Below are 24,324 nucleotides of genomic sequence, written 5' to 3'. Positions count from 1 at the left end.
AGAGCGATGCCTGACGCTCATTCGCCTCACCCCATGGCCCGGCCGACCGCCCGGCCAGCTTCGGTCCCCGCCGCCTCGCCGATACCCGGGCCCGCCACCCCGGCCCCCGTACCCGCCGCCGTCCCGGCACCCGTCGCCAGGACCGCGCACTGCGCCGGAAGCAGGCAGCAGCCGGCCGCCGAGCGGTACCGCGGCCGCCTGCTGCGCTACGCCAACCGCCTCACCCCCGGTGATCCGCACCGGGCCGAGGACATCGTGCAGGAGACCATGCTCCGCGCCTGGCTGGCCACCGACGAGTTCGCCGGCGAGGAGGGCGGGTTCCACGCCGACGACGACCACCTCGCCGCCTGGCTGCACACCGTCGCCCGCAACCTCGCGGTCGACGCCCGCCGCCGCGACCGCAGCGTGCCGATCGGCATCGTGCCGGCCGCCCTGCTGCACCGGGCCGCCGACGACGGCGGCGACGTGGCCGACGCGGTGGTCGACCGGGTCGCCGTGGTGCGGGCGCTCTCCCGGCTCAGCCCGCTCCACCGCGACGTGCTGGCCCACGTGCACCTGTGCGACCGGTCGCGGGCCGACGCCGCCCGCCTGTTGGGCATACCCAAGGGCACCGTGAAGTCCCGCGTGCACTACGCTCTGGCGGCCCTGCGTTCGGAGTTCGAGGCCGCGCACGCGGCGGAGGCGGCATGAGGACCACCGATCCCTTCGAGTTCATCGATCGCCACCGGGACACCATCTTCCGGGTGCTCGGCGTCATCGCCGTGCTGCTGGTGATCTTCCTGATCATCCGCTACCTGGCGATGCGGCAGGGCGGCTGGGCCAAGGCCTGGCGGCGGCTGCGCCGCGAGTTCGCCGTCACCGGGCACGCGTTCGCCGCGCCCTTCCGCGCCTGGCTGCGGCACCGGCGTTCGTTCCGGGTCCTGGTGCGCGGCCTGCGGGCCACCGCGACCTGGCGGGACGCGGAGCGGGCCGTGGCCGCCGCGCGCGCGGCCGGCGGCCGGGCCTACGGGGCGCTGGTGGACGGCGACACCGTCACGGTCCTCGTCGCCGGAGAGAGCGGAAACGTTTCCCTTCCGGACGACCAGCGCTGGTGGCTCGCCGGCGACGACGCGGACGACCACTGGAGCGTCGCCCGGGCCGACCTGCCGCCCGTCGTGCCCGACCCCGACCAGGTGCACCCCGTGCTGGTCGCGGTCGGCGAGGTCGGCGGCCGCAGCGCCTTCCTCGACCTGGCCGTGGGGCCGCCGATGATCACCGTCGAGGGCGACCGGCGCTCCGCCGTCGCCCTGCACCAGGCGGTCGCCGCCCAGCTCGACGTCCGGCTGCCCGAGGGGCTCGTGGTGGTCGCCGAGGGCGTGCACCGCGGCTTCGCCGGGATGCCGGTGCGCGCCGCGCACCGGGCCGCGCGCGAGCAGCGGCCCAAGCTCGGCCTCTCGCCGGTCCTGGTCACCGCGGAACTGCCCGACCCGGTGCCGGCCGAACTCTCCGAGCCGCCCGAGGAGTTCCCCGCCCTGCGGCTGCTCCTGCTGGGCGAGGGACGCGGCCACCTGCGCACCCTGCTGACCGACCGGCACGGCCAGATCTCCGTCGCCGGGACCCCGCTGCTCACCACGGGCAACGCCCTCAGCCGGGCCGTCGCCAAGGTGCTCTCCGCCATCCCGCCCGTGCTGCCGCCCGCGCCGCCCGCCGGCGACGCCGCCGAGACCACCCGTACCTTCGCCGAACTGGACGAGGACGAGGCGGACGAGGAGGCCACGAGCGGCACCAGCGGCGACGCCGACGGCTGGGCCGGGTCCACCGCCGTCCGCACCGCGCCCCGGCCGCCGCTCGGTGAACTCGAGGACGAGGCCGACGACACCGGCGAGCACCGCCTCGCGGAGCCCGGCTCCGAGCCGGAGACCGCGCCGCGCGGCGGCGCGCCCGTCTCCACGGGGTCCGCGGGGACCGGCCGGGACGCCACCCGCACGCTGCCGCACTGACGGCGCGCAACGCGCCACCCACCGAACACTCCACCCACCGAAGCCGGTTGGACCGCCCGTGAAGCTCACCGTGACCAGCGCCGACCAGCAGGGTCGGCTCACGGACCACCTGCTCGACCTGCCAGGCGACGCCACCGTCGCCGAGCTGGCCGCGGCACTCGACACCCCGAGGCTCTTCCTCGGCGAGCGCCTGCTCGACTCCGACGCGCCGCTCGGCGTCGGCGGCGTCCGCGACGGCGTCCTGCTCGGCCGCGGCGCGCCCGCGCCGCCCCAGCCCAGCGCCGCCCGCGCCTGGACCCCGCCCGCCACCGACCCGGCGCTGCTCGAACTGCGCCACGTGTCGGGCCCGGGCGCCGGCCGGGTCTGGCGGCTCGGCCCCGGCGCCTACGAGATCGGCACCGACCGCAGCTGCGCCGTCCGCCTCGCCGACACCTCGGCCGACGACCCCGACGAGGACGACGGGCTGCCGCCCACCGGCACCTGGATCACCGTGCACGCCGACGGCACGGCCAGCTACCGGCTGCCCGAGGACGCCGACCCCGACACCTGCGGACTGCGCAGCCTCACCCCGCCGCCGCCCGTCGACCCCGAGACCGGCACCCCGCTCACCGACGAGGAGCCGGCCGGCGCGGAGGACGGCGGCCCCGGCGGGCACAGCGAGGAGCCGCCGCCGGCCGGCCCGGACGGCCTGCCCGCGGACCCCGAACCGCTGCCGCCCGGGCAGTTGCCGGCGCCCACCGACGGCTCGCGGCCCTGGCCGTTCTACGCCGACCTGTCGCTCGGCGACCATCTGCTGCGCCTCGCGCCGCCGTTCGAGCCGGACGCCGCCGTCAAGCCGGCCGCCGACGGCCTGACCATGGACTACAACCGGCCGCCCCGGATCGTCCCGCCGCTGGACGCCGAGAACCTGAGCCTGCCGGGACCGCCGTCGCCCCCCGGGCCACGCACCTTCCCGTTCATGCTCATGCTCTCGCCGCTGGTCATGGGCCTCGCCATGATGGCGATCTTCCGCTCCTTCTACTTCATGATCCTCATCCTGTTCACCCCGTTGATGGCGGTGGGCAACTGGCTGACCGGGCGCCGCTCCAACCGCAAGCGGCACGAGGAGCAGATGCGCCGCTTCCACCTGCGCCGCGCCGCCCTCGAACTGGAGATGCGCCGGGCCACCGTCGAGGAGCGCGGGCTGCGCAACGAGGCGTCCCCCGACCCGGCGGCGATCCAGCTCACCGCGACCGGCCCGGGACGTCAGCTGTGGGAACGCCGCCGGCACCACGGCGACTACCTCACCCTCAGGCTCGGCACCGTCGCCCGGGCCTCCCTCAAGAAGATCAGCGACCAGGCCCGCGAGACCAACCACCGCCAGGTGCACTGGCGCCTCGCCGACGTGCCGATCGGCGCCGAGATGCGCCAACTCGGCGTGCTCGGCCTCACCGGCACCAGCCGCACGGCACGCGCCGTCGCCCGCTGGGCCGTCGCCCAGGCCGCCGTCCTGCACTCCCCGCGCGACCTGCGGATCGTCGTCCTCACCGACGAGCAGCACGCCGACGACTGGGCGTGGGTCCGCTGGCTGCCCCATCTGCGGCCCAACCGGGCCGGCTTCGGCGCCCCGCTGATCGCGCTCGGCAACGACCCCGAGTCCACCGCCCGCCGGGTCAGCGAGCTGTTCGCCGACATCCAGGCCAGGACGACCGTCACCGGCGGCGCCGGCCGCCAGGCCGTCGCCGTCGCCGACCCCGACGTGCTGGTCGTGATGGACGGCGCCTACCGGCTGCGCGAGGTGCCGGGCGTCACCCAGATCCTCACCGAGGGCCCCGCCGTCGGCATCTTCAGCCTCTGCCTCGACGAACGCGAACGGCTGCTGCCGGAGCAGTGCTCCGCCGTCGTCACCGCCACCGGCAACCGGCTCACCGTCCGCTCCTCGGGACACGCCACCGTCAGCGGCGTGCGCGCCGACCAGGTCGACCCCGAGTGGTGCGAGGAGGCCGCCCGCGCCCTCGCGCCGCTGCGCGACGTCAGCGTGGACGCCGACGCCGGACTCCCCACCGAGGTACGTCTTCTGCCGCTGCTCGGCCAGGAACCGCCGGACCCGGCCACGCTGGTTCGCGGCTGGGAGCGCAACCCGGCCAGCACCACCTTCGTCATCGGCTCGGGATTCGAGGGCACCGCCCACCTGGACCTGGCGACCGACGGCCCGCACGGCCTGATCGGCGGCACCACAGGCTCCGGCAAGTCCGAGCTGCTGCAGACCATGATCGCCTCGCTCGCCGCCGTCAACCGGCCCGACGAACTGACGTTCGTGCTCATCGACTACAAGGGCGGCAGCGCGTTCCGGGAGTGCGCGGAACTGCCGCACACCCTGGGCATGATCACCGACCTCGACGGTCACCTGGTGCAGCGCGCCCTGGCCTCGCTCGACGCAGAACTGAAGCGCCGCGAACAGCTGCTGGCCGACGTCGGCGTCAAGGACCACCGCGAGTACCGGGCCAAGCGCGCCCGCGAGCCCGAGCTGCCGCCGCTGCCCCGACTCCTCCTCGTCATCGACGAGTTCGCCACCCTGGTGCGCGAGCTGACGGAGTTCGTGCCCGGCCTGATCAGCCTGGCGCAGCGGGGCCGGTCCCTCGGCCTGCACCTGGTGCTCGCCACCCAACGCCCGGCCGGCGCCGTCAGCAACGAGATCCGCGCCAACACCAACCTGCGGATCGCGCTGCGCGTCACCGACCGCACCGAGTCCACCGACATCCTCAACTCGCCGGCCGCCGCCGGCATCTCGCCCGCCACCCCGGGCCGGGCGCTGATCCGACGCGGCGACGGACCGCCGCTGCCGTTCCAGACCGCCTGGGTCGGCGCCGAGCGCCCGGTCACCGACGGCTCCCCTGGCGTCCGCCCGGGCGGCGGCCACCGTGCCGTGCGCGGCGCCGAGTTGACCTGGCAGCAGCTCGGCAGGCCGGTGACCGTGCAGCCCGACGCCGACGCCCTCGTCGACGTGCCCGTGGACGGGGAGTCGGGCGAGGCCCAGGACCCGCCCACCGACCTCAGCGAGCTGGTGGCCGCGGTGCGGGCGGCGGCCGAGGCGCTGCCCGACTTCGCGCCGCAGCCCCGCCCCTGGCTCCCGCCGCTGGACGAGCGCATCACGATGGCGGAGCCGGAGACCGACCCCACCCCGGGCGCGCTGCGCCTGCCGCCCTTCCCCTACGCCTACTTCGACCTGCCGGGACGCCAGGAACAGCGCCTCGGCCACCTGGACTTCGCCACCTTCGGCCACCTCTACGTGATCGGCGCGCCCCGCTCGGGACGCACCCAGACACTGCGCACCATCGCCGGCTCGGCCGCGATGCACCTGACCACCGACCAACTGCACATCTACGGCATCGACGCCGGCGGCGGCGGCCTCGCCGCGCTGGAGGCCCTGCCGCACTGCGGCGCCGTCGTCTCCCGCCACGACCCGGAGCGGCTGGACCGCCTGGTCCGCCGGCTGCTCGCCGAACTCACCGAGCGGCAGAGCCAGATCGCCCGCCACGACGTGGCCTCCATCACCGAGCTGCGCGCCAAGGTGTCGAAGGCCGAACGCCCCGCCCACCTGCTGGTGTTGATCGACGGCTGGGACGCCCTCAACGCCATGCTGGACAAGTACGACGGCGGCCGGCTGCTGGAGGAGCTGCTGCGGCTGCTGCGCGAGGGCGCCGCGGCCGGCATCCACGTGATCGCCACCTCCGAACGGATCCTGCTCGGCGGACGCCCCGCCCAGCACAACGACCGCCGGCTGCTGCTGCGCCAGACCGACCGGATGGACTTCGCCGCGGCCGGCATCAACCGGCGTTCGGTGCCCGAGCGCATCGCTCCCGGCCGCGGCTGGTTCACACCGGGCGCCACCGAGGCGCAGATCCTGCTGCTCCCGGCGTCCGCGCCGGCCGAGTCCAAGCTGGCCAAGGGGCCCAAGGGTTCGGGCGACCAGGCGGACGCGCTGCGCGCCATCGGCCGCCGCGCCACCGCCCGTGACTCCGGCATCGCGGACGAGCTGCGGCCGTTCCCGATCACCGAACTGCCCGCCGTGGTCGGCTTCCAGGAGGCCGCCGACCTCATCCCCGAGGAGAACCGCCGCCCGATGTGGGCGCTGGTCGGCCTCGGCGGCGACGAGGCGGCGCCGATCGGCTACGACTTCACCGCCGACGTCGGCTCGTTCATGGTCGCTGGACCGCCCGGCAGCGGCCGCTCCAACACGCTCGCCGCGATGTCCGTCTCGCTGCTGATGGGCGGCACCGCCCTCGTGGTCCTCACCCCCCGCGACTCGCCGCTGCGCCGCCTCGCGGCGCACGGCCTGGCCCGGGTGCTGACCGCGACCGACCCGACCGGCGACGAACTGGAGGCGGCGCTCTCGTCGTTGGAGGGCCGGCCGGCCGTGGTGGTCGTCGACGACGCCGACATGCTGATGACGGGCCGCGCCGACCAGGCGCTGCGCCGCGTCGCCTCGGCGGGCCGGGACCGCGGCCTCGGCCTGCTGCTCGCCGGACCGGCGGACGGCATGACCGCGATGGGCTGGATCGGCATCGCCCGCCGCGCCCGGCGCGGCATGCTCCTCGCGCCGAAGAACCTGGGCGAGGGCGAACTGATCGGCGTCCGCCTGGCCCCCGAACAGCTCCGCCCCCCGTCCACCCCAGGACGCGCCTGGCTCGCCGACCGCCAGGGCCGCCCGGTCGCCATCCAGATCCCCCTGACGGTCCTCCAGGAGTAGCCCCACCCGCCCACCCTTTCCGCTCCGCGCGCCGGCCCGGCCCTCACGGCCGGGCCGTCCCGTTTGCTCCCTCAGCCCGGGAGGCGCCAGGCCTCCCGGCCCTCCGCGCCGTCTCGCCAGAGGGTGTGGTGGCCGTCCGCCGCGACACGCAGGCCATACCCGGCGGGCCCGGGGCGCCCGGCCCCGATCCAGTGGCTGAGGATGTCAGCCCGCTCTCGCCACAGGTCCCGAGACCCGCCCTGCTCGACGCACACGGTCACGCCACCCACCGGCGTGACCCGGGCCCAGGAGCGGGTCGCCGGGTCCATGAGGCAGTGGTGGGTTCTCCCGTCGTCCCTGGTGAGCGTGACCGCCAGCACCTCCGGCTGGCGGAGGGTCAGGTCCAGGGAGTCGGACAGGACGAGATCGGCGAAGAACCGGTCGGCGTCCTCGGACGTGGTGGGGATCGTGTCGGTGAGTGCTTCCCCCTCCTCGCCGAGGGCGAGGCCCAGGTGATGCACGCCGTTCTCGGCGTCCTGCTCCGGCCCGGACCTGGCGAGCATGAACGCGGCGGTCTCCGGCAGGAACCGGCCTTCCGCGCCGCCGTCCTCGTGTCGGACCAGACGGACGATCCCTGCCCCGATGTCGGTGACGACGACGCCACCGGGGCGGAGCTGTCGCAACCACGGGATGGGGATACGTCGAACGCCGCAGGTGGCCAGGATGGCGTGGTACGGGGCGCGTTCGGAGCAGCCGGCCGTGCCGTCGCCGGTGACGACGGTTGGCTGGTAGCCGAGCCGCGCGAGCCGTTCGCGGGCGACGGCGGTCAGGGTGGGCTCGACATCGACGCTGGTCACGTGGTCCGCGCCGAGTCGGCAGCACAGCAGGGCGGTGTTGTAGCCGGTCCCCGTGCCGATCTCCAGGATGTTCGCGTCATCGGGCAGGGTGAGCGCTTCGAGCATGCGGGCCATGAGCGAGGGCATGGTGGAAGAACTCGTGGCCACGCCGGCGCCGTCCCAGCGGGTCACGAGCGAGGTGTCGGTGTAGACGGCCTCCAGATAGCCGGAGTCCCCGGGGGCGTAGGCCCGTCTGATCTCGCCGTCGCGGATGTCGAAGTTCGGCGTGAACGTCTCGCGAGGGACAGCCTCGAAGGCGGCCTGCCACGCCGGTGATCGGAGGTCGCCGTTGTCGGTCAGGGCTTCGACCAGGCGGCTCCTGGCCTCCTGGGATGTCGTCACTGTGCTCATCGGTGTGGTCCTTCCAACAGGTCGCGAGGGCGCGCGTGATGGGGCCGCGGAGGTCGGGGACGAAGCCGTACCGGCCGTTGGGGTTGACGTCTACGAGGTGCCAGTCGCCGTCCTGATCAACGAGGAAGTCCATGGGCCGGCGGTGATGAAGGCGCAGCTACGCGAGCTGGCCGAGGTCGCCGAACTTCCGCATGTGGACCTCCGTGTCATCCCGTTCGAAGCGGGTGAGAAAGGTGCCAGTACCGGTGCCTTCAGCCTGTTCGCCACGGAGAAGAACGGCGACGTCGAGGCAGCGTTCACCGAGGCGGCAGACGCGACGACGAGCCTTCGTGACGACCCAGCGGTGCTGAGGCGTCTCAACAGGATGTTCCGGAATCTGAGTGCCGCGGCCTTTACTCCCGAGGCTACGCTTGAGCTGGTCCAACGAATCGAGAGCGAGCTCTGAGATGACGAAGTCGGCTTAGTCGCGTGCGGCTGCCTTTGGCAACGCCCTGTGGCGTACGAGCAGCTACACGGCGAGTAATGGCAACTGCGTCGAGGTCGCGGTGGTCTCCGACATCGCCGTGGTCGCCGTGCGGGACACCAAGGACCGATCCATTCCCTCGACTCAGACCTCCTGCGCTGCCTGGACAGCGTTCATCAAGGCCGCGAAGTCGGGGGCGCTCGACTGCGCCTGACGGTTGAAGCGGTGCTCGTCCACGCCGCGAATGCCTCGCGGGAGCGGCGGGAGTTGGGACGGTGGTGTCACGGTCTTCGACTGACGACAGCCTGATCACGAGAGGACGCCGCATGGATGAGCAGCACGCCCGGGCAAGTTCGGCCTCATCCGGCTGTCTCAGACGGATGCTTGAATGCCGTGGTGGACCCCGAGATCACCCTCACCACGTTGCACGACTTCTGCGCCGACCGGCTCGGCCCGCGGGTGGCCACCCGCTTCGTGGGCCTGGCCCGGCCCGGGTTCGCGCTCACCGAGGCCGAGCCAGGCCAGGCCGCGGGGCACAGCCGGTTCGGCGGGCGGGCGCTGCTGGAGCCGGGCACGCCGTGGCCGACCTGCGACGGCTTCCCGCTGAGCCTGCTCGCCGTCCTCGACGCCGACGTGCTGGCGCCCTGGCTCGGTGATCTGCTCCCGGCCGGGACGGGCCTGCTCAACTTCTTCGCGCTCGACAGCGACTCCGAGCAGGGCGACCCCGCCGCCCACGAGGTGGCGCTCGCCCACCACAGCACCGACCCGCGGGTGGGCCGGGTGATCGCGGCGCGTGCCGCGCACGCCGTGGAGACGAGGGCCCCGGCCCGGTCGAGCGTCTTCGAGCCGGTCCCGTGGGCGGCCTCGCCGGGGTTCTCCCTCCCGGACGCCTTCGACCCGGCCTGGGACAGTCTCGCCCGGAGTCCGGGGGCCGAGCACCTGGACAGCTACGACATCAGGACCGCGCTCAGCGACTGGCCGGAACAGCCCGGGGCGCTCTGCGCCGACGACACGGCCTTCGGCCGGCCGGTGTTCCCGACCGGCTCCTACCCCACCGTGCCGGAGGGCGAGGATCCGAACCGGTACCACCACCTGCTCCAACTCTCCGACCACCACGAGTGGTCCATCGGCGGCGAGGGCGGCTGGATGCACTGGTCGATACCCACCGACGCCCTGCGCGCCGGCGACTTCGGCCGGGCGATCCCGACCCCCGACCACTGGTGATCGCGGCGCGGGCCACCCTCCGGGTGCCGGCGGCCCCTATTCGCCGCGGTACAGACGGTCCAGGTCGATCAGCTCGACCAGGGGGTCGGTTTCGGCGAGGCGGCGCAGCTCGGGGCTGAACCCCGCCCCGCTGTAGCAGTGGAGCCGGGTGGTCTCGGTGGCGATCCCGCGGGAGGTGAGGAGGGCGTGGATGTGCCGGAGGCGCTCCAGATGGTGCGTTCCCATGGCCTCGTTCCACTTGGCCTCGCCGATGGCCAGGAGTCCCTCGCGGCCGTCGGCGGTCTCGCCGCGGACCGCGACGTCGATCTCGTGGCTGGTCCTGGCCGCCGGATCGTTGACGAGGCCGCTGACGACGTCGGCGACCTGCCCGCCGTGGGTTTCGGTTGCCGCGTGCCAGCGGGCCCACTCGCGGCAGACCTGCTCGAAGTGCGGGCCGACGACCTTGCTGCGAAACGTCGGCTGGGCGCGGCGCCAGACCGTCGGGGCGCGTCCTGGGCGCTCGAGGTTGCCCCAGGCCGGGCGCATCACGGCGTGGTAGAAGGTGACGAGCGGTTCGGCGATGCGGTATGCGGCGCGGTTGCGCCGGAAGGCATCGGCTTCGTGGGTGATCAGGCCGACGTCCTGGAGGACGCTGAGTGGGTGGGCGAGGTCCGTGGACTTGCGGCCGAGGTAGTCGGCGATCCCGCCGCGGGCGGAGTTGCCCGCGGCGATGGCGGCCAGCACGGAGTGGTAGAGCGCGGTGTCGCGGAGCTCGGGCTCTTCGGCGAGCAGGTAGCGGGCTTCGCGGAAGAGAGGGCGGGCCGGGTTGAGTACGGCGCGGACGACCCAGTCGTCGAAGTCCTCGGGCCCGGCGGGGGCGTCGCCCTGGGTGAACTCACGGCGGTAGGCGGGGGTGCCGCCGACGACGGCGTTGGTGAGCAGCGCGGTGCGTGGGTCCGTGATCTCCCAGAACTCGGCGGCGAGGCGGAAGTCCAGGGTGGGGACGACGAGTTCGAGGCCGGCGCGGCCCCGCAGCGGGGCGTTGCCGGCGAGCAGCCCGCCCATGAAGGACAGTGCTGATCCGCACAGCAGGAGTCGGACGGGGGTGTTGGTGCGCTGGGCGGTGGGGTCGAGGGCACGCTGGATGATCGAGGGGAGCGAGGGGGACGCCTTGGCCAGGAAGGGGAATTCGTCGATGACCGCGGTGGTGGGGCCGCCGCGGTCGGCGATGCGCATGAGCTCGGTGACGGCTTCGTCCCAGTGGGAGAAGCGGAAAGGCGTGGGCTGGTCGCGGTAGTGGGCGAGCGCCGCGCCGAACTCTCGAAGGGCGTCGGTCTCGGTGGCCTCGGTGGCGGTGAACAGGAAGCCGCCGCTGGCTCGGGTCAGGGCGTCGAGGAGGAAGGTCTTGCCCTGGCGGCGGCGGCCGGAGACGACGCCCAGGGTGGCCTGAGGGCCGGGCAGGGCGGCGAACCGGGTCAGCTCGGCCCACTCGAAATCACGATCGAACATCTCGGCGGGCTTGTCCATGGCGCGCTCCATATTTGTATAGGTCCGTTTATTATATGCGGACCTATACAAACCTACGCGGGTGAGCCCGGGCTCAGGCCCGCCACCGCCAGGTGGAAGAGGCGGTCGGCCTCGGTGGCGGGGTCGGGGTGGTGTTCCGTGGCCAGGGCGATGCCGACGATCAGGGTGATCAGGTCGGTGATGGTGACGCCGGGCGCCACCGCGCCGTCGCGGGCGGCACGGCGCAGCAGGGGGGTGCCGGCCGTCTCGATCGCCGTCGTGCAGCTGTTCTCGTACACCGAGCCGGGTGCGGCGCCGTCGTGGGCGATCGCGGCGGCGAAGCCCCGGACGGACGCGCAGTAGGCGACGACCTCGCCCAACCATTCCAGCAGTGCGGCCCGCGCGTCCTCGGCGTCCTTCAGGGCGTGGGCGCGGGCGCACAGGGTCTCGATCCGGGTGTGGGCGACCGCCTCCAACAGTGCGCGGCGGGTGGGGAAGTGGCGGCGCACGGTCGCGGAGCCGACGCCCGCCGTGCGGGCGATCTGTTCCAGGGAGGCGTCGGCGCCGTGCTCGGCGACCTCCGCCTCGGCCACGGCGAGGATCCGCGCGTGGTTGCGCCGGGCGTCCGCACGTTGCTTGGCGGGCATGGCGTTCACCTCCGGGTTGCTAAGTGGCGGGGCCCGCCATATCTTACCGAGGTAGAAACGGCGGGCCCCGCCATTTATTCGAGGAGTAGCCATGTCCACTGATCCCGCACCCGTACTCGTCACCGGAGCCACCGGCCGGCAGGGCGGTGCCACCGCCCGGGCCCTGCTCGCGGCCGGCGTTCCGGTCCGCGCCCTGGTCCGGGACCCGGCCGCCGACCGGGCCAGGGCCGTCGAGGCGCTCGGCGCCGAACTGGTCACCGGCGACCTGCGCGACCGCGGTTCCGTGGTCCGGGCCGCCGAGGGTGCTCGCGCCGTGTTCTCGGTGCAGATGCCGGCGTTCGTCGGCGACGGCTTCGACTTCGATGGGGAGGTGGTCCAGGGCGTCAACCTGGTCGAGGGCGCGAAGGCCGCCGGCGTGCCGCAGTTCGTGCACACCTCCGTCTCGGGCGCCGGTCAGCACACCACCGTGCCCGGCTGGGCGGAAGGACGTTGGGACTTCATGGCCCCGTCCCTCGGCGCCAAGAGCGCGATCCAGGACCGGGTGCGTGAGGCCGGCTTCCCGCACTGGACGATCATCAAGCCGGCCTTCTTCATGGAGAACTTCCTGCCGTCCATGGCCTACCTCTTCCCGCGCGGGATCGAGGGCGGCATCGTGACCCTGCTGAAGCCGGACACCCGGCTGTCGCTGGTGGCGGCCCGGGACATCGGCGCGGCGGCCGCCGCGGCCCTCACAGCGCCGGAGCGGTTCCACGGGGTCGAGTTGGAGCTGGCGAGCGACTACCTGTCGATGACGGAGGTCGCCGAGGTGCTCTCCCGGGTGCTGGAGAGGGAGTTGTCCGCGCCGGACATGAGTGAGGCGGAGGCCGTCGCCGCCGGCATGCCGGGGATGGGCGCCTCGGGCGCGTGGCTGAACGCGGCCGGCCAGCCGGCCCGCCCCGAGTTCGCGCGGGAGCTCGGCATCCCGCTCACCACCCTCGAGGAGTGGGCGCGGGAACACCTGCGCGCCGCTCAGCAGTCGGACTCGGGGGACAGCGCCTCAAGCTGAGCGGTTCGGGCGACGTTCGCCAAGAGGCCGCCGAGGACACGGTGCGCGCCGCGGCCGGGCTCGGCGTGCGGGCGATGGTCACCCGGCGCGGCCTGCCACGTCGGCGAGAGGCTCAACACCTACGGCCATGTGCACGTCGACGACGAGCACGAAGCAGCCGACATCCGGGGCGGTTCGGCGCCCTGATCACGGCGGCGTCCAGCCGATGCCGCGCCCCGCCCGCCCATGCGGAGCTCGACACGCGGCGGCCGAGCCCGGCGTAGGGCCCGGCCGCCGTCACATCGGCGGTGGTCGTCAGCCGCCGTGACCGGTGAGCTGCGTGCGGTCCTCGTTCCAGGTGACCGGCGTGCCGCCGATGTTGTTGGCGTCGTTCCACGCCGGCGGGTCCGGGGGAGTGGTGGTGAAGTCCTCGGCCGTGACCTCGTAGCCGCCCTCGCCGTCCAGGCTGGAGAGCGTGGAGGCGAAGAGCTCCGCGTCGTTGTTCTGCAGGCTCTCCTTGATGCCGGTGAAGATGTTCGCGAATATCTGGAGGTTGCCGGCCGCCGACTGCAGCGACCTGCTGAACTCCTCGTACGCGGTCTTCAGGGCCGGGCTGGCCTGCTCCAGGTAGAGACCGTTGTCCAGCAGCGTGCTGACCTCGGCCATCAGGCTGTAGATCTCGGGGATGATGATGCCGCACTGGGTGCTGAGCTTCGTCGTGGTGTCGAGGATGCCCGCGTAGTCGGCGGAGAGGTCCGCCATGGTCGCCTCCTTCGTTCGGGGATGGAGATGGGGGTGGGGTGGGGCGCGGCGGTCCGTTACTGCGCCGGCGGGTTGTTGAGGTTGTTCGCCATCTGCTCGTCGAGGTCGATCATGCCGTCCTTGATCGCCACGAACTGGTCGGCGAAGTTGCTGATGTTGGCGATCAGCTCGGTCAACTGGGTGTGGAACTCGGTGTACTTCTGGGTGAGCACGCCGCCGGTGTTCGGCATGATCAGGTGGTTCGCCAGCGCGTCGTCGACCGCCGCCTTGGCCGCGTCGGCGGCCGGCTGGATGACCGTCTCGTTGCTGGTGCGCATGGCCGTGGCGGCGCTGTCCACGTCCTGGTAGGTGATGCTGATGTTGGGCATGGCCGGGTCTCCCTCGGTCGCTGGTTCGGATGCTCGGTGTTGAGAAGTCGCTGAGAGGTCGCCTGAGAGGTCGCTGCGAGGTCGCCAGGGCGTCAGTCGTCCTCGACCCACCGGTTCCCGGGGCCCTCACGGGTGTAGGTGGTGGTCGTCTCGTTCCCGTCCTCGTCGGTTTCGGTGACGGTGCGGGTCCCCGAGCCGTCCTCGTTGACGGTGATGTCCTCGACGGTCTTGGTGCCGTCCGGGCCCTCGGTGGTGACGGTGTAGTCGCGGTCGTCGTAGCGCAGACCGGGGGTCCGCTCACCCTCGTACTCGGTGACCGACGTCGTCTCCTCGTCGTCGTGCGTGGTCGTCGCGGTCTCCGTGACGACCTCGCCGTTCTCGTCGTACGTGTAGTCCGTGACGGTCTTCGTCTCCGAGTCGTCCGGCAGGTTGACGGTCACCGACTCCGACGTGACGTTGCCGTCGTCGTCGTAGGTGAACTCGGTGGTCTGGGTGAACGTCTCGCCGTCCGGCAGGGTGGTGACCGAGGTCTCGCTCGTGATCTCGTAGGTCTCGTCGTCGTACTCGAGCGTGACCTCGGTCGTGGAGCCGTCCGCGTTGGTGAACTCCATGATGCTGGGCGGCTTCTCGCCCGGGACCGGCGGTTCCTCGGGGCTCGGCTGCTGGGGTGCCTTGCCGTCGTCGAGGTCCTGCTCCCACTGGTCGCAGAAGGACGGCCGGTCGTCCGCCGCGCACACCTCGCCCATCACCGCGTCCGGGTGCTCGTCGAAGTAGTCGGCGGCGCCGATGCTCTCCAGGTACTCGTTCCAGGTCTCGTTGGCCTCGACCCAGTTGTCGTGCCGTTCCTTCTCGTCCAGCCAGCGGTTGAACTCGGACCTGGCCGACGCGGCCGCCGCGCCCGCGGCGATCTCCGAGTCCTGCTGGAACAGCGCCGTCGCCACCCCCTCGAAGGTGTCGCCGAACTGCCGCAGCTTCTCGGTGGCCTTCTCGGTGCGGCTCTTCGACATCCGGAAGAACACGCCGAACTGGGTGGCCAGATAGCTGGAGCCGAAGACCGCGGTGTTCTCGGAGGCGGAGCGGTTCCCCATCTCCGCGAACTTGCCGCTGCCGCCGCCGTCGCCCGCCTGGTCGGCGAGCGAGTGCATGCCGCGCTGCATGGCGTAGAGCTCCTCGTAGTCCATCAAGAAGTCGGGCATACGCGCCTCCCTGGCCCGGAGTTCCTCGACTCCCCGCGTGGGGAGCGCCTTCTCACCCTCCACGCACCAGCCGTGGGGAAGGTTCAGGGAAGGTTCCGGCCGATCGCGGGAGTGAACCCCGGAGGCCGTTCGCGCGTGGAGGTTGCGAGGGACGCCACCGGCACCCCCGCGGCCCGCGGCAGCGAGAAGGAGAGGGACCCAGGTCATGCCACGCCCACCGGACTGGAGCGCGATCAACCTGGGCGAGGACCCGACGCCCGGCGACCCGGACGAACTCCAGGCGCTGATCGACTCGCAGGCCGAACTCCTCACCATCGCCGACGAGATCGACACCGGCCTCACCAACCTGATGAACGAGCACAGCGAGTCGTTCAAGGGCAAGACGGCCGACGCGCTGCGCGACCTCATGGACAACCGGCTGCGCAACTACGTCGACGGCTTCCGCGACGCCCACCAGGCCGTCCAGGACGCGCTGGTCACCTACCGCTCGGCCATGATCGAGCAGCAGGGCATCGCGGACGCCGCGCTCACCGCGGCGCAGGGCCTGGACGAGGACGACGAGGAGGGCCGGGAGACCCAGAAGAGCAAGGCCGAGGAAGCGCGCGAGGCACTGGAGAGCGCCGCCCAGACGGCCGGCGAGGCGCTGAACGCCGCCGCCTACGACATCCCCTCGCCCGTCGACGAGTGCGCCGAGTTCTGGAAGTTCCTGACCTTCTTCGCGATCGCCCTGATCCTGCCGGCCATCATCCTCGGCGGCCCGGTCGCGCTCGCCGCCCTCGCCATCAACGCCGCGCTGCTCGTCAAGACCGCGATCGACTTCGCCAACGGCGACGCCAGCATCACCGAACTGGTGCTGTCCATCATCGGTGTGCTGGTGCCCACCACCCGGGGCATCAACATCACGAAGATCGGCTCGACCTTCAAGAACTGGGGGAAGACCACCTTCGCGCCGATGAAGAACATGAACAGCCTCGGCAAGTTCATCTACCTGACGGACCTGGTGGGCCGGGGGATGCTCTGGGTGCCGATGCAGTTCGGCCGCGGCATCGCCTGGTTGGCCGTCTCGGGCTTCAACGGGCTGCGTGGCGCAGGCCACTTCACCGGGTTCGCGTTCGACACGCTGAAGGCGGGCTGGGGTGCCAACGGACTGGCAGGGCTCGGCCAGTCGGCCGTCAACATCACCCGTTGGACCGGCAGTACGGCCCTCTACCGGATCAGCAACGCCACCGGGTTCGGCGGCTACGTCGTCTCGCACTTCAAGGGCTTCGGCCCGCTGGCGATCATCGCCCCGGTCAACGCCGCCGAGATGGGCGCCACCTTCTCCCTGACCGGCCTCGGCCGGGCGTTCCGGATCTCGCTCGTCAACCGCGGCCTCGGCAACCAGTTCAGGACGGGCGCGTTCGTCCAGGGCGACAACGTCATCGACATCCGCGCCATCAGGGGCTTCGGGGCCGACGGGCTGCCGATCGTCGACGCCACCAAGCTGGCCAGGTACCAGCCGGCCGGGTTCGCCGGCACCCAGTCCTTCTCCGGCATCGCCCACGTGATCAACCTCGCCGACGCGGGCCGGTTCGGCCAGGGCGTCACCAACGGCGCCGGCGGCTTCGCCCTTCCCGACCTGCCCTCGATGCCGCCGATCTCGCTGCACTTCGCCGGCCGTGGCCTGGACATCGGCATCTCCGGGATGCCAGGCCCCGCCCTCGGCAGCAACGTCTTCGACATGCCGTCGATGAACACCGGCGGCCTGGTCGGCGCGACCCCGCCGTCCGTCGTGGTGCACATGCCGGGCCCCGGCGGCCAGCCGGTCGGCGTCGCCGTCCCGCTGCTCCCCGAGGGCTTCGCGGGCGGCACCAGGACGGGCGACCTGACGCTGACCATCAACATGGACGCGTTCACCCCGATCAGGGTCACCTACGGGCAGAACGGCATCACCATCACGCCGGCCACCGCCGACGGCCGGATGCCCGCCATCTCGATCGCCAACATGCCGCAGCTCGGGGACATGAGCGTGGTGTCGCCGAACGCCATCCACATCCCGACGGCCAACCTCAACCCGGGCGCCGGGGTCGTCGACGCCAACGTCGGCCAGGGCCTCGGCAACCTGCCGGCGACGGCACCCCGACTCGACGGCGACGGGCTCGCGCTCGACCTCAACCTGCCCTCGATGCCGTCGCTCCGGCTGAACTTCGCCGACCAGGGCATGTCGCTGAGCATGCCGGACGTCAACCTCGCCGGGGCCAGCCGCCCGATGCTGGACCTCGGGCCCGTCGAGATGCCCAACATGCAGGGGCTCAACACCTCGATGCCGGCGCTCGCGGACAACGTCAGCATCGCCCCGCCGACCGCCGCGCAGATCGACAACGTCACCGTCGCCAACGCGATGCCGGACGGCGTCTCCATCGCCGCGCCCAACCCGAGCCAGCTGGACGTCAACCTCGGCAACACCAACTCCTTCTCCATCAACCTCGGCGAGGGGCTCCAGCACTCACTCAACGACGCGCCGACCGTCACGCCCGCCGCCCAGTCACCGCAGCTCGACGTCACCGTGGCCCCGCCGGCCGCCGCCGTCACCCCGCCGCCGGTGGTCGCCACCCCGCCCACGGTGCGGGCGACGGGCGCCGAGACGGCCGCGCTCGGCGACATCACGCTGAACATGAACGGCGTGGCCCCGATCAAGATCAGCTCCATCGAGGCGCGCCCCGTCGGACTCTCGGCCAGCAACGACCTGTCGCTCTCGAACGGCGTCAGGGCCGGCGACATCGACGTGCCGGGCGGCATCAGGGCGGCCGACATCCCGACGCCCGCCGACGCCAAGTTCTCCGCCGCCGTGCCCGCCAACGGCGCCAACGACGCGGGGGTCAGCCGCTTCACCGAGGCGACGGACGGCCCCCGGCCGACCGGCACCGGGTACACGCCGCCGACGCTCGACAGCCACCTCGCGGAGGGCGTGACCGCCGCCCCGCAGCCCGTCCCCGTGCCGCTCGCCGCGCGCCCCGAGACCACGGTCACCCCGCCGGCCCCCGCCCCGACGCTGGAGAAGGCGGTCGGTGGCGGCGGTGGCGGCGGCAGGTCGATCTCCGACCTGTTCAGCGGCAAGCTCTGGGACATCAATCCGGACGTGGCCATGTGGCGGGCGTTGGAGGAGCTGGGCATCACCCACAACGCCCCGCCGCCGGCCTACTTCCAGACGGTGACGGTCAACACGGCCTTCACCTCGAACGGTTCGGGCGCGCTCAACGGCGCGGACGACATCCCGCTGCAGAACCTGGGCTCGGGGAGCAACACCACCACGACCAACACCGCGCAGCCCGTGGCGAACGTCAGCCCGCCCATCACCCAGGGCACGCCGCTGCCGGGCGGGCCGGGGACGGTCAACTCGCCGTCGCAGGTGCTCGGGCCGCCGCCGGCGAGCGGATCCACGAGCCACCTCGGCACCTCCCAGCCGGGCCCGCTCCCGTCGGTCGGCTCGTCCTCCTCCCACTTCACGACGCACGGGTTCGGCGGCACGTCCTCGACGGGCGCCCTGGACGACCTCACCGAGCTCGCGCCCCCGCCACCCCCCGGCCGTTCTGCCGAGGACGCCAGCGGCTCGGGCGGCTCCGGCTCCACGTTCACGCACACGCCCCGCCCCTTGGCGCCGCAGGGTGCCCACAGCGTCACCTTCGAGGCCGCAGAGGTCAACGGCGTCCGCTTCGCGACCAGCTTCGACGAGAGCGGCGCCGTCAGCCAGGTCCAGCTCGTCACCGGCAACGGCGCGCCGATCCAGGCCACCCATGCCGCCGGCGACCCGCGGGGCCTGTTCCGGGCGCAGCAGAACCTCGGCGGCGGCGTGACCCGCGACCTGAGCTTCCGGGTGGACGGCGACGGCGTCCACCTGGTCACGGTCGAACGCACCGCGTCCCTCGCGGACGCCCGGTTCGGCCAGGTGAACCTGGTGATCGACGATCTCGCCCCCGGCGGGCCGACCGTGACCGGCGCCACCGGGCCCGGCAACGTGCCGGTCACCTTCGCGGCGGGCGACACGGCGGGCACGGTGCGCGTGCACCGGGACTTCGGCGGCGGCGTCTCGCGCGACCTGACGGTCCGGATCAACGACGCCCAGCCGCTCGGCCTGCACCGGAACGTCGACCTCGGCGGCGTCCAGGGCTTCACCGGCTCCTCGCTCCGCTTCGACGAACTGGCCGGCGGCGCACCCGACCTGGTGCGCGCCGACGGATCCGTGGTGCCGGGCGGTGTCACCGGGCTCGGCACCCACATCAACGGCCACCACCTCGTCACGCTCAACCAGAACCGGCTCGTCGTCGACGGCAGCGGCACCGCCACGCACCACGTGCTGAGCCTGCCGACGCCGCCGACGACCGTTCCCGCCGGCCGGACCGCGGCCGACTACCACCTCTTCGCGCCCATCAACGACGCCGCGAGCGGCGCCACGATCCGCGGGCTCGACGGGGAGCAGCTGGCCGGTGTCACGCGTGTCCCCCAACAGGGCCACGGCACCCGCCTGGTCGGCGCGGGCGTCCACGTCTCCGTCGACTCCACCGGCACCCAGCTGTCCCGGGTCGTCGAGCTCACCGGCCACGGCGGCGCGACGCGGAACGTTTTCGTCCACACCCCGGTGGGCGACGGGGCCGCCCCGACGTTCCGCGGCGCGGACGGCACCGCGGCCACCGGCCTCACCCACCAGCCGGGCGGCAACTTCCAGCAGGTCGCCGGCAACGTGACCAGCACCTACCACCCGAACGGCACCCTGATCCAGGACGTCGTCCACCACACCAGGGGACCCCTCGTCGGTCAGGACGTCACCGTGCCCAACGGCGCCCCGCCCCGCGTCGGGACCACCCCGGGCGTCGCGCAGGGCACCACCGGCACCTTCCGCATCCCGGTGCCGACCGGGCCGCACGCCATCGTCAACCAGGCCGGCGACCTGGTCGGCACCGCCACCCAGTTCGTCGGGCGCAACGGCGTCGGCCTCGACGCCTTCGGCCACCTGCCGGTCCCGCCCGGCAGCGCGACCCCCGTCCTGCACACCGGCAACGGCGGCGCGATCCCCGCCGGCACCGTCCGGGGCGGCATGGTCACCCTGCCCAACCCGCACGGCAACACGGTCCACCGGTACGACGGTTCACTGATCGAGGAGACCTTCCGGGTCAACGGCGGTCCCGGCTCCGTCAACGGCCACGACCTGGTGGTCCGGCAGGGCAACCCCACCGCCACGATCACGCCGGTGGGAGCCCAGCGCCCCACGGCGTCCGCCACGGTCGTCGAGCAGTTCGACCAGGTGGGCACGAGCACCGGCCTGCGCCTCGACATCAACGGCCGCGGCCTGGCCATCGACAACCACGGCAACGTCACCCACGACGTCCTCACCATCAACCAGCCGGGACAGCCGGCGCGTTACGCGTTCGTCGACACCACCAACCCGGCCGGTGTCGGACTGCGGAACGCGGACGGCACCCCCGCGCCCAACGTCACCATCACGCGGCTGCCGAGCGGGGATCTCCAGGTCAGCACCCCGGGCAACGGCATCGTCGCCCGGTTCGGCAACGACGGCGCGTTCCAGTTCCAGGACACCCGGCTGCCCGGCATCGGCGCGGGCGGCACCGACCAGTTCGTGCGGATGCGCCAGTTCGAGAACCACGTCGACCACCGCGCCTACGAACTGCTCGACAACAACCGCGCCGTCGTCCCCGACCGGACCGTGCTGCCCCGGCCCCGGACGGCGGCCAACCCCAACCCCGGCTTCCGCGTCAACGGCGAGGACGGCGCCTTCCGGCTCTACCGGCAGGACGGTCACCTCGACGTCTCCGTCAGCGCGCCCGACGCCACCACCAAGGTCCGCGACGTCACGCTGCACGCGGCGGACGGCGGCGCCCCGACCAACCTGCGGGTCCTCGAACTGTCGGACGGCGTCGACTCCCGCTACCTCGACATCACCAACGTCAACGCCCTCCAGCTGCGTGGCGGCGAGCTCACGCCGATCACCACCCACGGCACCATTCACACCCTGCCGAGCAACGGCGGCTACCGCGTCGACGGCCACGGCGCCCGGGCCAACGAGTGGCAGGAGTACAGCACCACCGGCAAGATCACCGCGCAGCGGATCGACGTCTTCCACCAGGGCCGGGCCGTCGGCAACCAGCACTTCCTCATCGACTACCGGACCAACCCCGACGCCCCCACCTGGACCAGGAACAGTGGCGTCGCCGGCGCCACCGCCCCGCAGAACCCGGGGTGGTTCGACTTCGGCAAGGTCGACGTCAAGGGCGGTGAGCGCGGCCACGTCTCGCTGCTCTCCCACTCCGGTGCCCCGGTCTTCGACCGCCGGGTGCTGCCCGACGGCGCCGTGCTCGACAGCCATGTCGCCGCCCCCAGCCTGCGCGGCGGGAACGGCGTGCCCTACGGCCCCGGCAGCCGGGACCACTGGTCGGAGATCCGGGCCGACGGCAACCTGGGCGACTTCGGCCGCCGCAAGTGGAGCGTCAGCGGCCGCGCCTGGGTCGACTACGACAACGCCGGCAACCCCGTCCGCCACTTCCGGGAGAACCCGCAGGGCGGCCACGTCATCGCCGACATGCGCGGCATGAACGCGCACTACTGGTCCGGCAGCACCAGCACCTGGTACCGGTTCGACGCCGACTACCAGCAGGTCGCCTCCGGCACCAGGACCTGGAGCCCGGGCCGGGCGTGGATCGACCGGATGCCCGACCCCACCACCGGCGAGACCAAGCTGGTGCACCAGAAGGTCGGCCGGATCGCGGGTCTTGACAACCTCCGCCGCTACACCGCGCACGACATCAACGCCAACGGCAGCTGGAGCGCCGAGTGGAAGGCCATCGCGCCCACCGGCAAGGAGGTCGGCGGCTCCGCGGCCCTGAAGAACGGCGACATCCTCACCATCGAGCGGATCGCCGAGCAGCGGCCGCCGAACGCCTGGCGTTCGGTGCTCAGCTCGGAGTTCCGGGGCACCGACTTCGGTACGGACCAGGCCGGTTGGGCCAAGGACAGCAGGATGCAGGTCGCCCGCTGGGAGCAGAGCAACAACACGGGCGTCGTCAACCACGGCGTGCAGCTCACCAGCCAGCACGGCCACGGCGTGTTCCGGATCAGCCACACCGGCGACTTCGTCGGCGAGACGCGCAAGCTCACAGGCGGCAACGAGCTCACCGTGGGCGACAACGTCAAGCTGCCGGACGGCGTGACCCTGCCCAACGGCTACCAGGCGTGGTCCGAGGGCGCCGGCAAACTGGAGGGCCACCGCAGCTTCAACACGGCGGACTTCAACGGCGTCACGCTGCCGCCGCGCAGCGGCAAGACCGGCAACGACGTGCTCTTCGTGGACCGGTTCCGCACCGACGCGACCCACGCCAACCCGTTCACGCCGACCGCCAACGCCGGGGACTGGAACATCGCCCGGGTCGGGTTCAAGGACGGCACCATCCTCGAGTACAAGCCGCGCCCCACTGAGAGCCCGGCCGGCACCACGCTCGACTTCCGCCGCACGGGCCACCAGGGCAACGCCGGCAACGACTGGATACTCCTCGACCACCACGGCGCGGTGATCGCCCGCCAGGACACCTTCGGTCTCGACACCAACGCCTTCCGGGTCTGGAGCGACGGCAACGGCCGGTGGGTCGGCGCCGACGGGTCAAGCGGCGTCCGCAAGTACGCGGCGACCAACGACATCCACTACCGGGGCTGGGACCGCCACTCCTTCCAGGACTTCATGGACGGCCAACTGGTCCGCGAGCACCGGCTGCTGGCGGACGGCACCACCCTGGACGCGTTCAAGCTGCCTCACACCCCGGGCCAGCCGCCGGCCTGGCGCTGGAACAAGATCGACGCCGACGGCAGCGTGCGGGGGTTCGGGAACCAGGACGCACGAGTCCGCCAGTGGTTCGACTCCCGGGGGAACGTGCTGGGCGACTGGCAGCGTGGCGCCCGCTGGGTCGACAACCTGAACGAGGGCGGCGTCACCCTGCGGATCCAGGAGATCCCGGCGTTCGCGAGGAGCGGCAACCCGGCGCGCGACATCCTCACCATCGAGCCGTTCCGGGTCCGCGAGTACGTCGCGAAGCCGGACGGCCTGGACGCGGCGCGGGGCGCCGACGCCTACCGCGCCTGGAAGGAACACGACGCCGGCGCCGTGGTGCGCGAGATGAAGCGGCTGTCCGACGGCTCCTTCCTGGAGACGGAGACCTGGCAGAAGCAGTGGCGCCGGCACGTCTTCGGCGACGGCAACGGCCACACCGTGGTCACCGAGCGCACCATCCCGGGCAACATCTTCCAGCGCGACACCTTCGGCACCACCCATCTCGTGGGCCGCGAGACGCACTTCATCGACTTCTCCAACGAGTTCCGCGGCTTCACCCGCGAGTGGAACGAGTCGCTGCGCTGGAGCTGGGGACCGGCCGTCACCAACCGGCCGGGCACGGTGCGGGGTGCCGAGTCCCTCTACACGCCGTTCCTCGCCAACAACATGGGCTCGGCCGCTGTCGCGTTCACGCAGGAGTTCACCCTGGACTTCCTGCTCAACCTCGCGGTCTTCGGCATCGTCTCGGCGGCCACCGGCACCCCGTTCACCATCACCGACGTCCAACAGGCCGCCTTCGGCGCCGCCATCGGCGCGAGCCTCAAGTCCCTCTCGGTCGGCCTCCACAACTGGGGTGCCCACCGCACCGCCTGGAAGGTCGGCTTCGGCAACGCGGACCAGGGCTACGCCTACCACTTCCGCCAGAACGACGACAACTGGGCCTCCGAGTTCGCCGGCAACGAGAAGGTACTGCGCTGGCGTGGCGGCACCTACGACTTCTTCGTCAACGCCGGGGTCGGCGGCCTGTCCGGCTTCGTCGGCGCGGCCGCCGGCGCGGCGATCTTCGGCGTCAAGGACTCCGAGGGCGACCGGCACAAGCTCTCCGGCGGCGACGCGCTGATGTACGGCGTCGTCGGCCTCGTGGGCGGCCTCGCCGGCACGTTCAGCGTCGGCGCCGTCCGCGGCATGATGCAGAACACCGCGGCCGCCCGCCTCTACCACCGTGCCGGTGTGATCGACTTCCTGGTGATGCCGGTCCTGGGCAAGCTGATCGACAAGAACCTGGCCGCGTTCGCTCTGGGCCCGGCCATTCGCGAATCCCTCGGCATCGTCCCGCCCGGGACCGACCCTTCCAACGAACAGCCCTTCGACTTCACCCCCTCGTGACCGGAAGGAGCGCCAACCCGCGTGG

At 72.6% G+C, this 24,324-nt stretch carries 14 protein-coding genes; 8 read left to right on the top strand and 6 right to left on the bottom strand.

Annotated elements, in window-relative coordinates; translation table 11 throughout:
- Positions 1–33: 33 nt before the first annotated feature.
- Genes ACFWI8_RS18020 through ACFWI8_RS18010 form a run of 3 tightly spaced genes read left to right on the top strand, consistent with a single transcriptional unit; the run spans position 34 to position 6,708 of the window.
- Positions 34–690, top strand: coding sequence for a sigma-70 family RNA polymerase sigma factor (locus ACFWI8_RS18020; RefSeq protein WP_387092099.1), 657 nt, complete (start codon positions 34–36; stop codon positions 688–690).
- Complete coding sequence (locus ACFWI8_RS18015; protein WP_387092096.1) at positions 687–1,979, top strand: hypothetical protein; 1,293 nt, start codon at positions 687–689, stop codon at positions 1,977–1,979. Before ACFWI8_RS18020 ends, ACFWI8_RS18015 begins: the two co-directional genes overlap by 4 nt.
- Before the next feature lie 58 nt (positions 1,980–2,037).
- Positions 2,038–6,708, top strand: a complete 4,671-nt coding sequence (locus ACFWI8_RS18010; protein ID WP_387092093.1) for an FtsK/SpoIIIE domain-containing protein — start codon at positions 2,038–2,040, stop codon at positions 6,706–6,708.
- Between the two features lie 71 nt (positions 6,709–6,779).
- Here the strand turns inward: ACFWI8_RS18010 and ACFWI8_RS18005 are convergent, their stop codons facing one another.
- On the bottom strand, positions 6,780–7,934 hold the full coding sequence (locus ACFWI8_RS18005) for a methyltransferase domain-containing protein (protein WP_387092090.1): 1,155 nt from the start codon (positions 7,932–7,934) through the stop codon (positions 6,780–6,782).
- Here ACFWI8_RS18005 and ACFWI8_RS18000 point away from each other — a divergent pair.
- The 3 genes from ACFWI8_RS18000 to ACFWI8_RS17990 all read left to right on the top strand — a co-directional run bounded on the left by ACFWI8_RS18000 (position 7,927) and on the right by ACFWI8_RS17990 (position 9,621).
- Positions 7,927–8,379, top strand: a complete 453-nt coding sequence (locus ACFWI8_RS18000) for a Scr1 family TA system antitoxin-like transcriptional regulator (RefSeq protein ID WP_387092087.1) — start codon at positions 7,927–7,929, stop codon at positions 8,377–8,379. The genes ACFWI8_RS18005 and ACFWI8_RS18000 overlap by 8 nt on opposite strands.
- 46 nt (positions 8,380–8,425) lie before the next feature.
- Positions 8,426–8,611, top strand: a complete 186-nt coding sequence (locus tag ACFWI8_RS17995) for a DUF397 domain-containing protein (RefSeq protein WP_387092165.1) — start codon at positions 8,426–8,428, stop codon at positions 8,609–8,611.
- Positions 8,612–8,790: 179 nt separating this feature from the next.
- A complete protein-coding gene (locus tag ACFWI8_RS17990; RefSeq protein WP_387092084.1) occupies positions 8,791–9,621 on the top strand; it encodes a DUF1963 domain-containing protein in 831 nt (276 codons plus the stop codon).
- A gap of 36 nt (positions 9,622–9,657) precedes the next feature.
- Here ACFWI8_RS17990 and ACFWI8_RS17985 read toward each other — a convergent pair whose 3' ends face one another.
- Together ACFWI8_RS17985 and ACFWI8_RS17980 are read right to left on the bottom strand one after the other, a co-directional pair.
- Complete coding sequence (locus ACFWI8_RS17985; protein WP_387092081.1) at positions 9,658–11,127, bottom strand: ATP-binding protein; 1,470 nt, start codon at positions 11,125–11,127, stop codon at positions 9,658–9,660.
- A 53-nt stretch (positions 11,128–11,180) separates the two neighbouring features.
- Positions 11,181–11,753: a TetR/AcrR family transcriptional regulator gene (locus ACFWI8_RS17980; protein WP_387092078.1), complete on the bottom strand. Its 573-nt coding sequence runs from the start codon at positions 11,751–11,753 to the stop codon at positions 11,181–11,183.
- Positions 11,754–11,844: 91 nt separating this feature from the next.
- On the opposite strand from ACFWI8_RS17980, the gene ACFWI8_RS17975 reads away from it, so the two are divergent.
- Positions 11,845–12,798 (top strand): NmrA family NAD(P)-binding protein, encoded by a 954-nt coding sequence (locus tag ACFWI8_RS17975; RefSeq protein WP_387092075.1) that lies wholly within the window; start codon positions 11,845–11,847, stop codon positions 12,796–12,798.
- Positions 12,799–13,092: 294 nt separating this feature from the next.
- On the opposite strand, the gene ACFWI8_RS17970 is transcribed toward ACFWI8_RS17975, so the two are convergent.
- The 3 genes from ACFWI8_RS17970 to ACFWI8_RS17960 form a co-directional block, all read right to left on the bottom strand.
- Positions 13,093–13,539, bottom strand: coding sequence for a hypothetical protein (locus tag ACFWI8_RS17970; RefSeq protein WP_387092072.1), 447 nt, complete (start codon positions 13,537–13,539; stop codon positions 13,093–13,095).
- A gap of 56 nt (positions 13,540–13,595) precedes the next feature.
- A complete protein-coding gene (locus tag ACFWI8_RS17965) occupies positions 13,596–13,907 on the bottom strand; it encodes a hypothetical protein (protein ID WP_311600470.1) in 312 nt (103 codons plus the stop codon).
- Between the two features lie 92 nt (positions 13,908–13,999).
- A complete protein-coding gene (locus ACFWI8_RS17960; protein ID WP_387092070.1) occupies positions 14,000–15,103 on the bottom strand; it encodes a hypothetical protein in 1,104 nt (367 codons plus the stop codon).
- A 205-nt stretch (positions 15,104–15,308) separates the two neighbouring features.
- Here ACFWI8_RS17960 and ACFWI8_RS17955 point away from each other — a divergent pair, with 205 nt between their 5' ends.
- A complete protein-coding gene (locus ACFWI8_RS17955; protein ID WP_387092068.1) occupies positions 15,309–24,299 on the top strand; it encodes a hypothetical protein in 8,991 nt (2,996 codons plus the stop codon).
- Positions 24,300–24,324: the final 25 nt, after the last annotated feature.

Source organism: Streptomyces sp. NPDC127098 (assembly GCF_042722465.1).
GTDB lineage: Bacteria > Actinomycetota > Actinomycetes > Streptomycetales > Streptomycetaceae > Streptomyces > Streptomyces millisiae.
This window is presented reverse-complemented; position numbering and strand designations above follow the sequence as displayed.

Coding starts and splice junctions, on each gene's coding strand:
- ACFWI8_RS18020 (WP_387092099.1), top strand. CDS start 34: ATGGCCCGGCCGACCGCCCGGCCAGCTTCGGTCCCCGCCGCCTCGCCG.
- ACFWI8_RS18015 (WP_387092096.1), top strand. CDS start 687: ATGAGGACCACCGATCCCTTCGAGTTCATCGATCGCCACCGGGACACC.
- ACFWI8_RS18005 (WP_387092090.1), bottom strand. CDS start 7,934: ATGAGCACAGTGACGACATCCCAGGAGGCCAGGAGCCGCCTGGTCGAA.
- ACFWI8_RS17985 (WP_387092081.1), bottom strand. CDS start 11,127: ATGGACAAGCCCGCCGAGATGTTCGATCGTGATTTCGAGTGGGCCGAG.
- ACFWI8_RS17980 (WP_387092078.1), bottom strand. CDS start 11,753: ATGCCCGCCAAGCAACGTGCGGACGCCCGGCGCAACCACGCGCGGATC.
- ACFWI8_RS17975 (WP_387092075.1), top strand. CDS start 11,845: ATGTCCACTGATCCCGCACCCGTACTCGTCACCGGAGCCACCGGCCGG.
- ACFWI8_RS17970 (WP_387092072.1), bottom strand. CDS start 13,539: ATGGCGGACCTCTCCGCCGACTACGCGGGCATCCTCGACACCACGACG.
- ACFWI8_RS17965 (WP_311600470.1), bottom strand. CDS start 13,907: ATGCCCAACATCAGCATCACCTACCAGGACGTGGACAGCGCCGCCACG.
- ACFWI8_RS17960 (WP_387092070.1), bottom strand. CDS start 15,103: ATGCCCGACTTCTTGATGGACTACGAGGAGCTCTACGCCATGCAGCGC.
- ACFWI8_RS17955 (WP_387092068.1), top strand. CDS start 15,309: ATGCCACGCCCACCGGACTGGAGCGCGATCAACCTGGGCGAGGACCCG.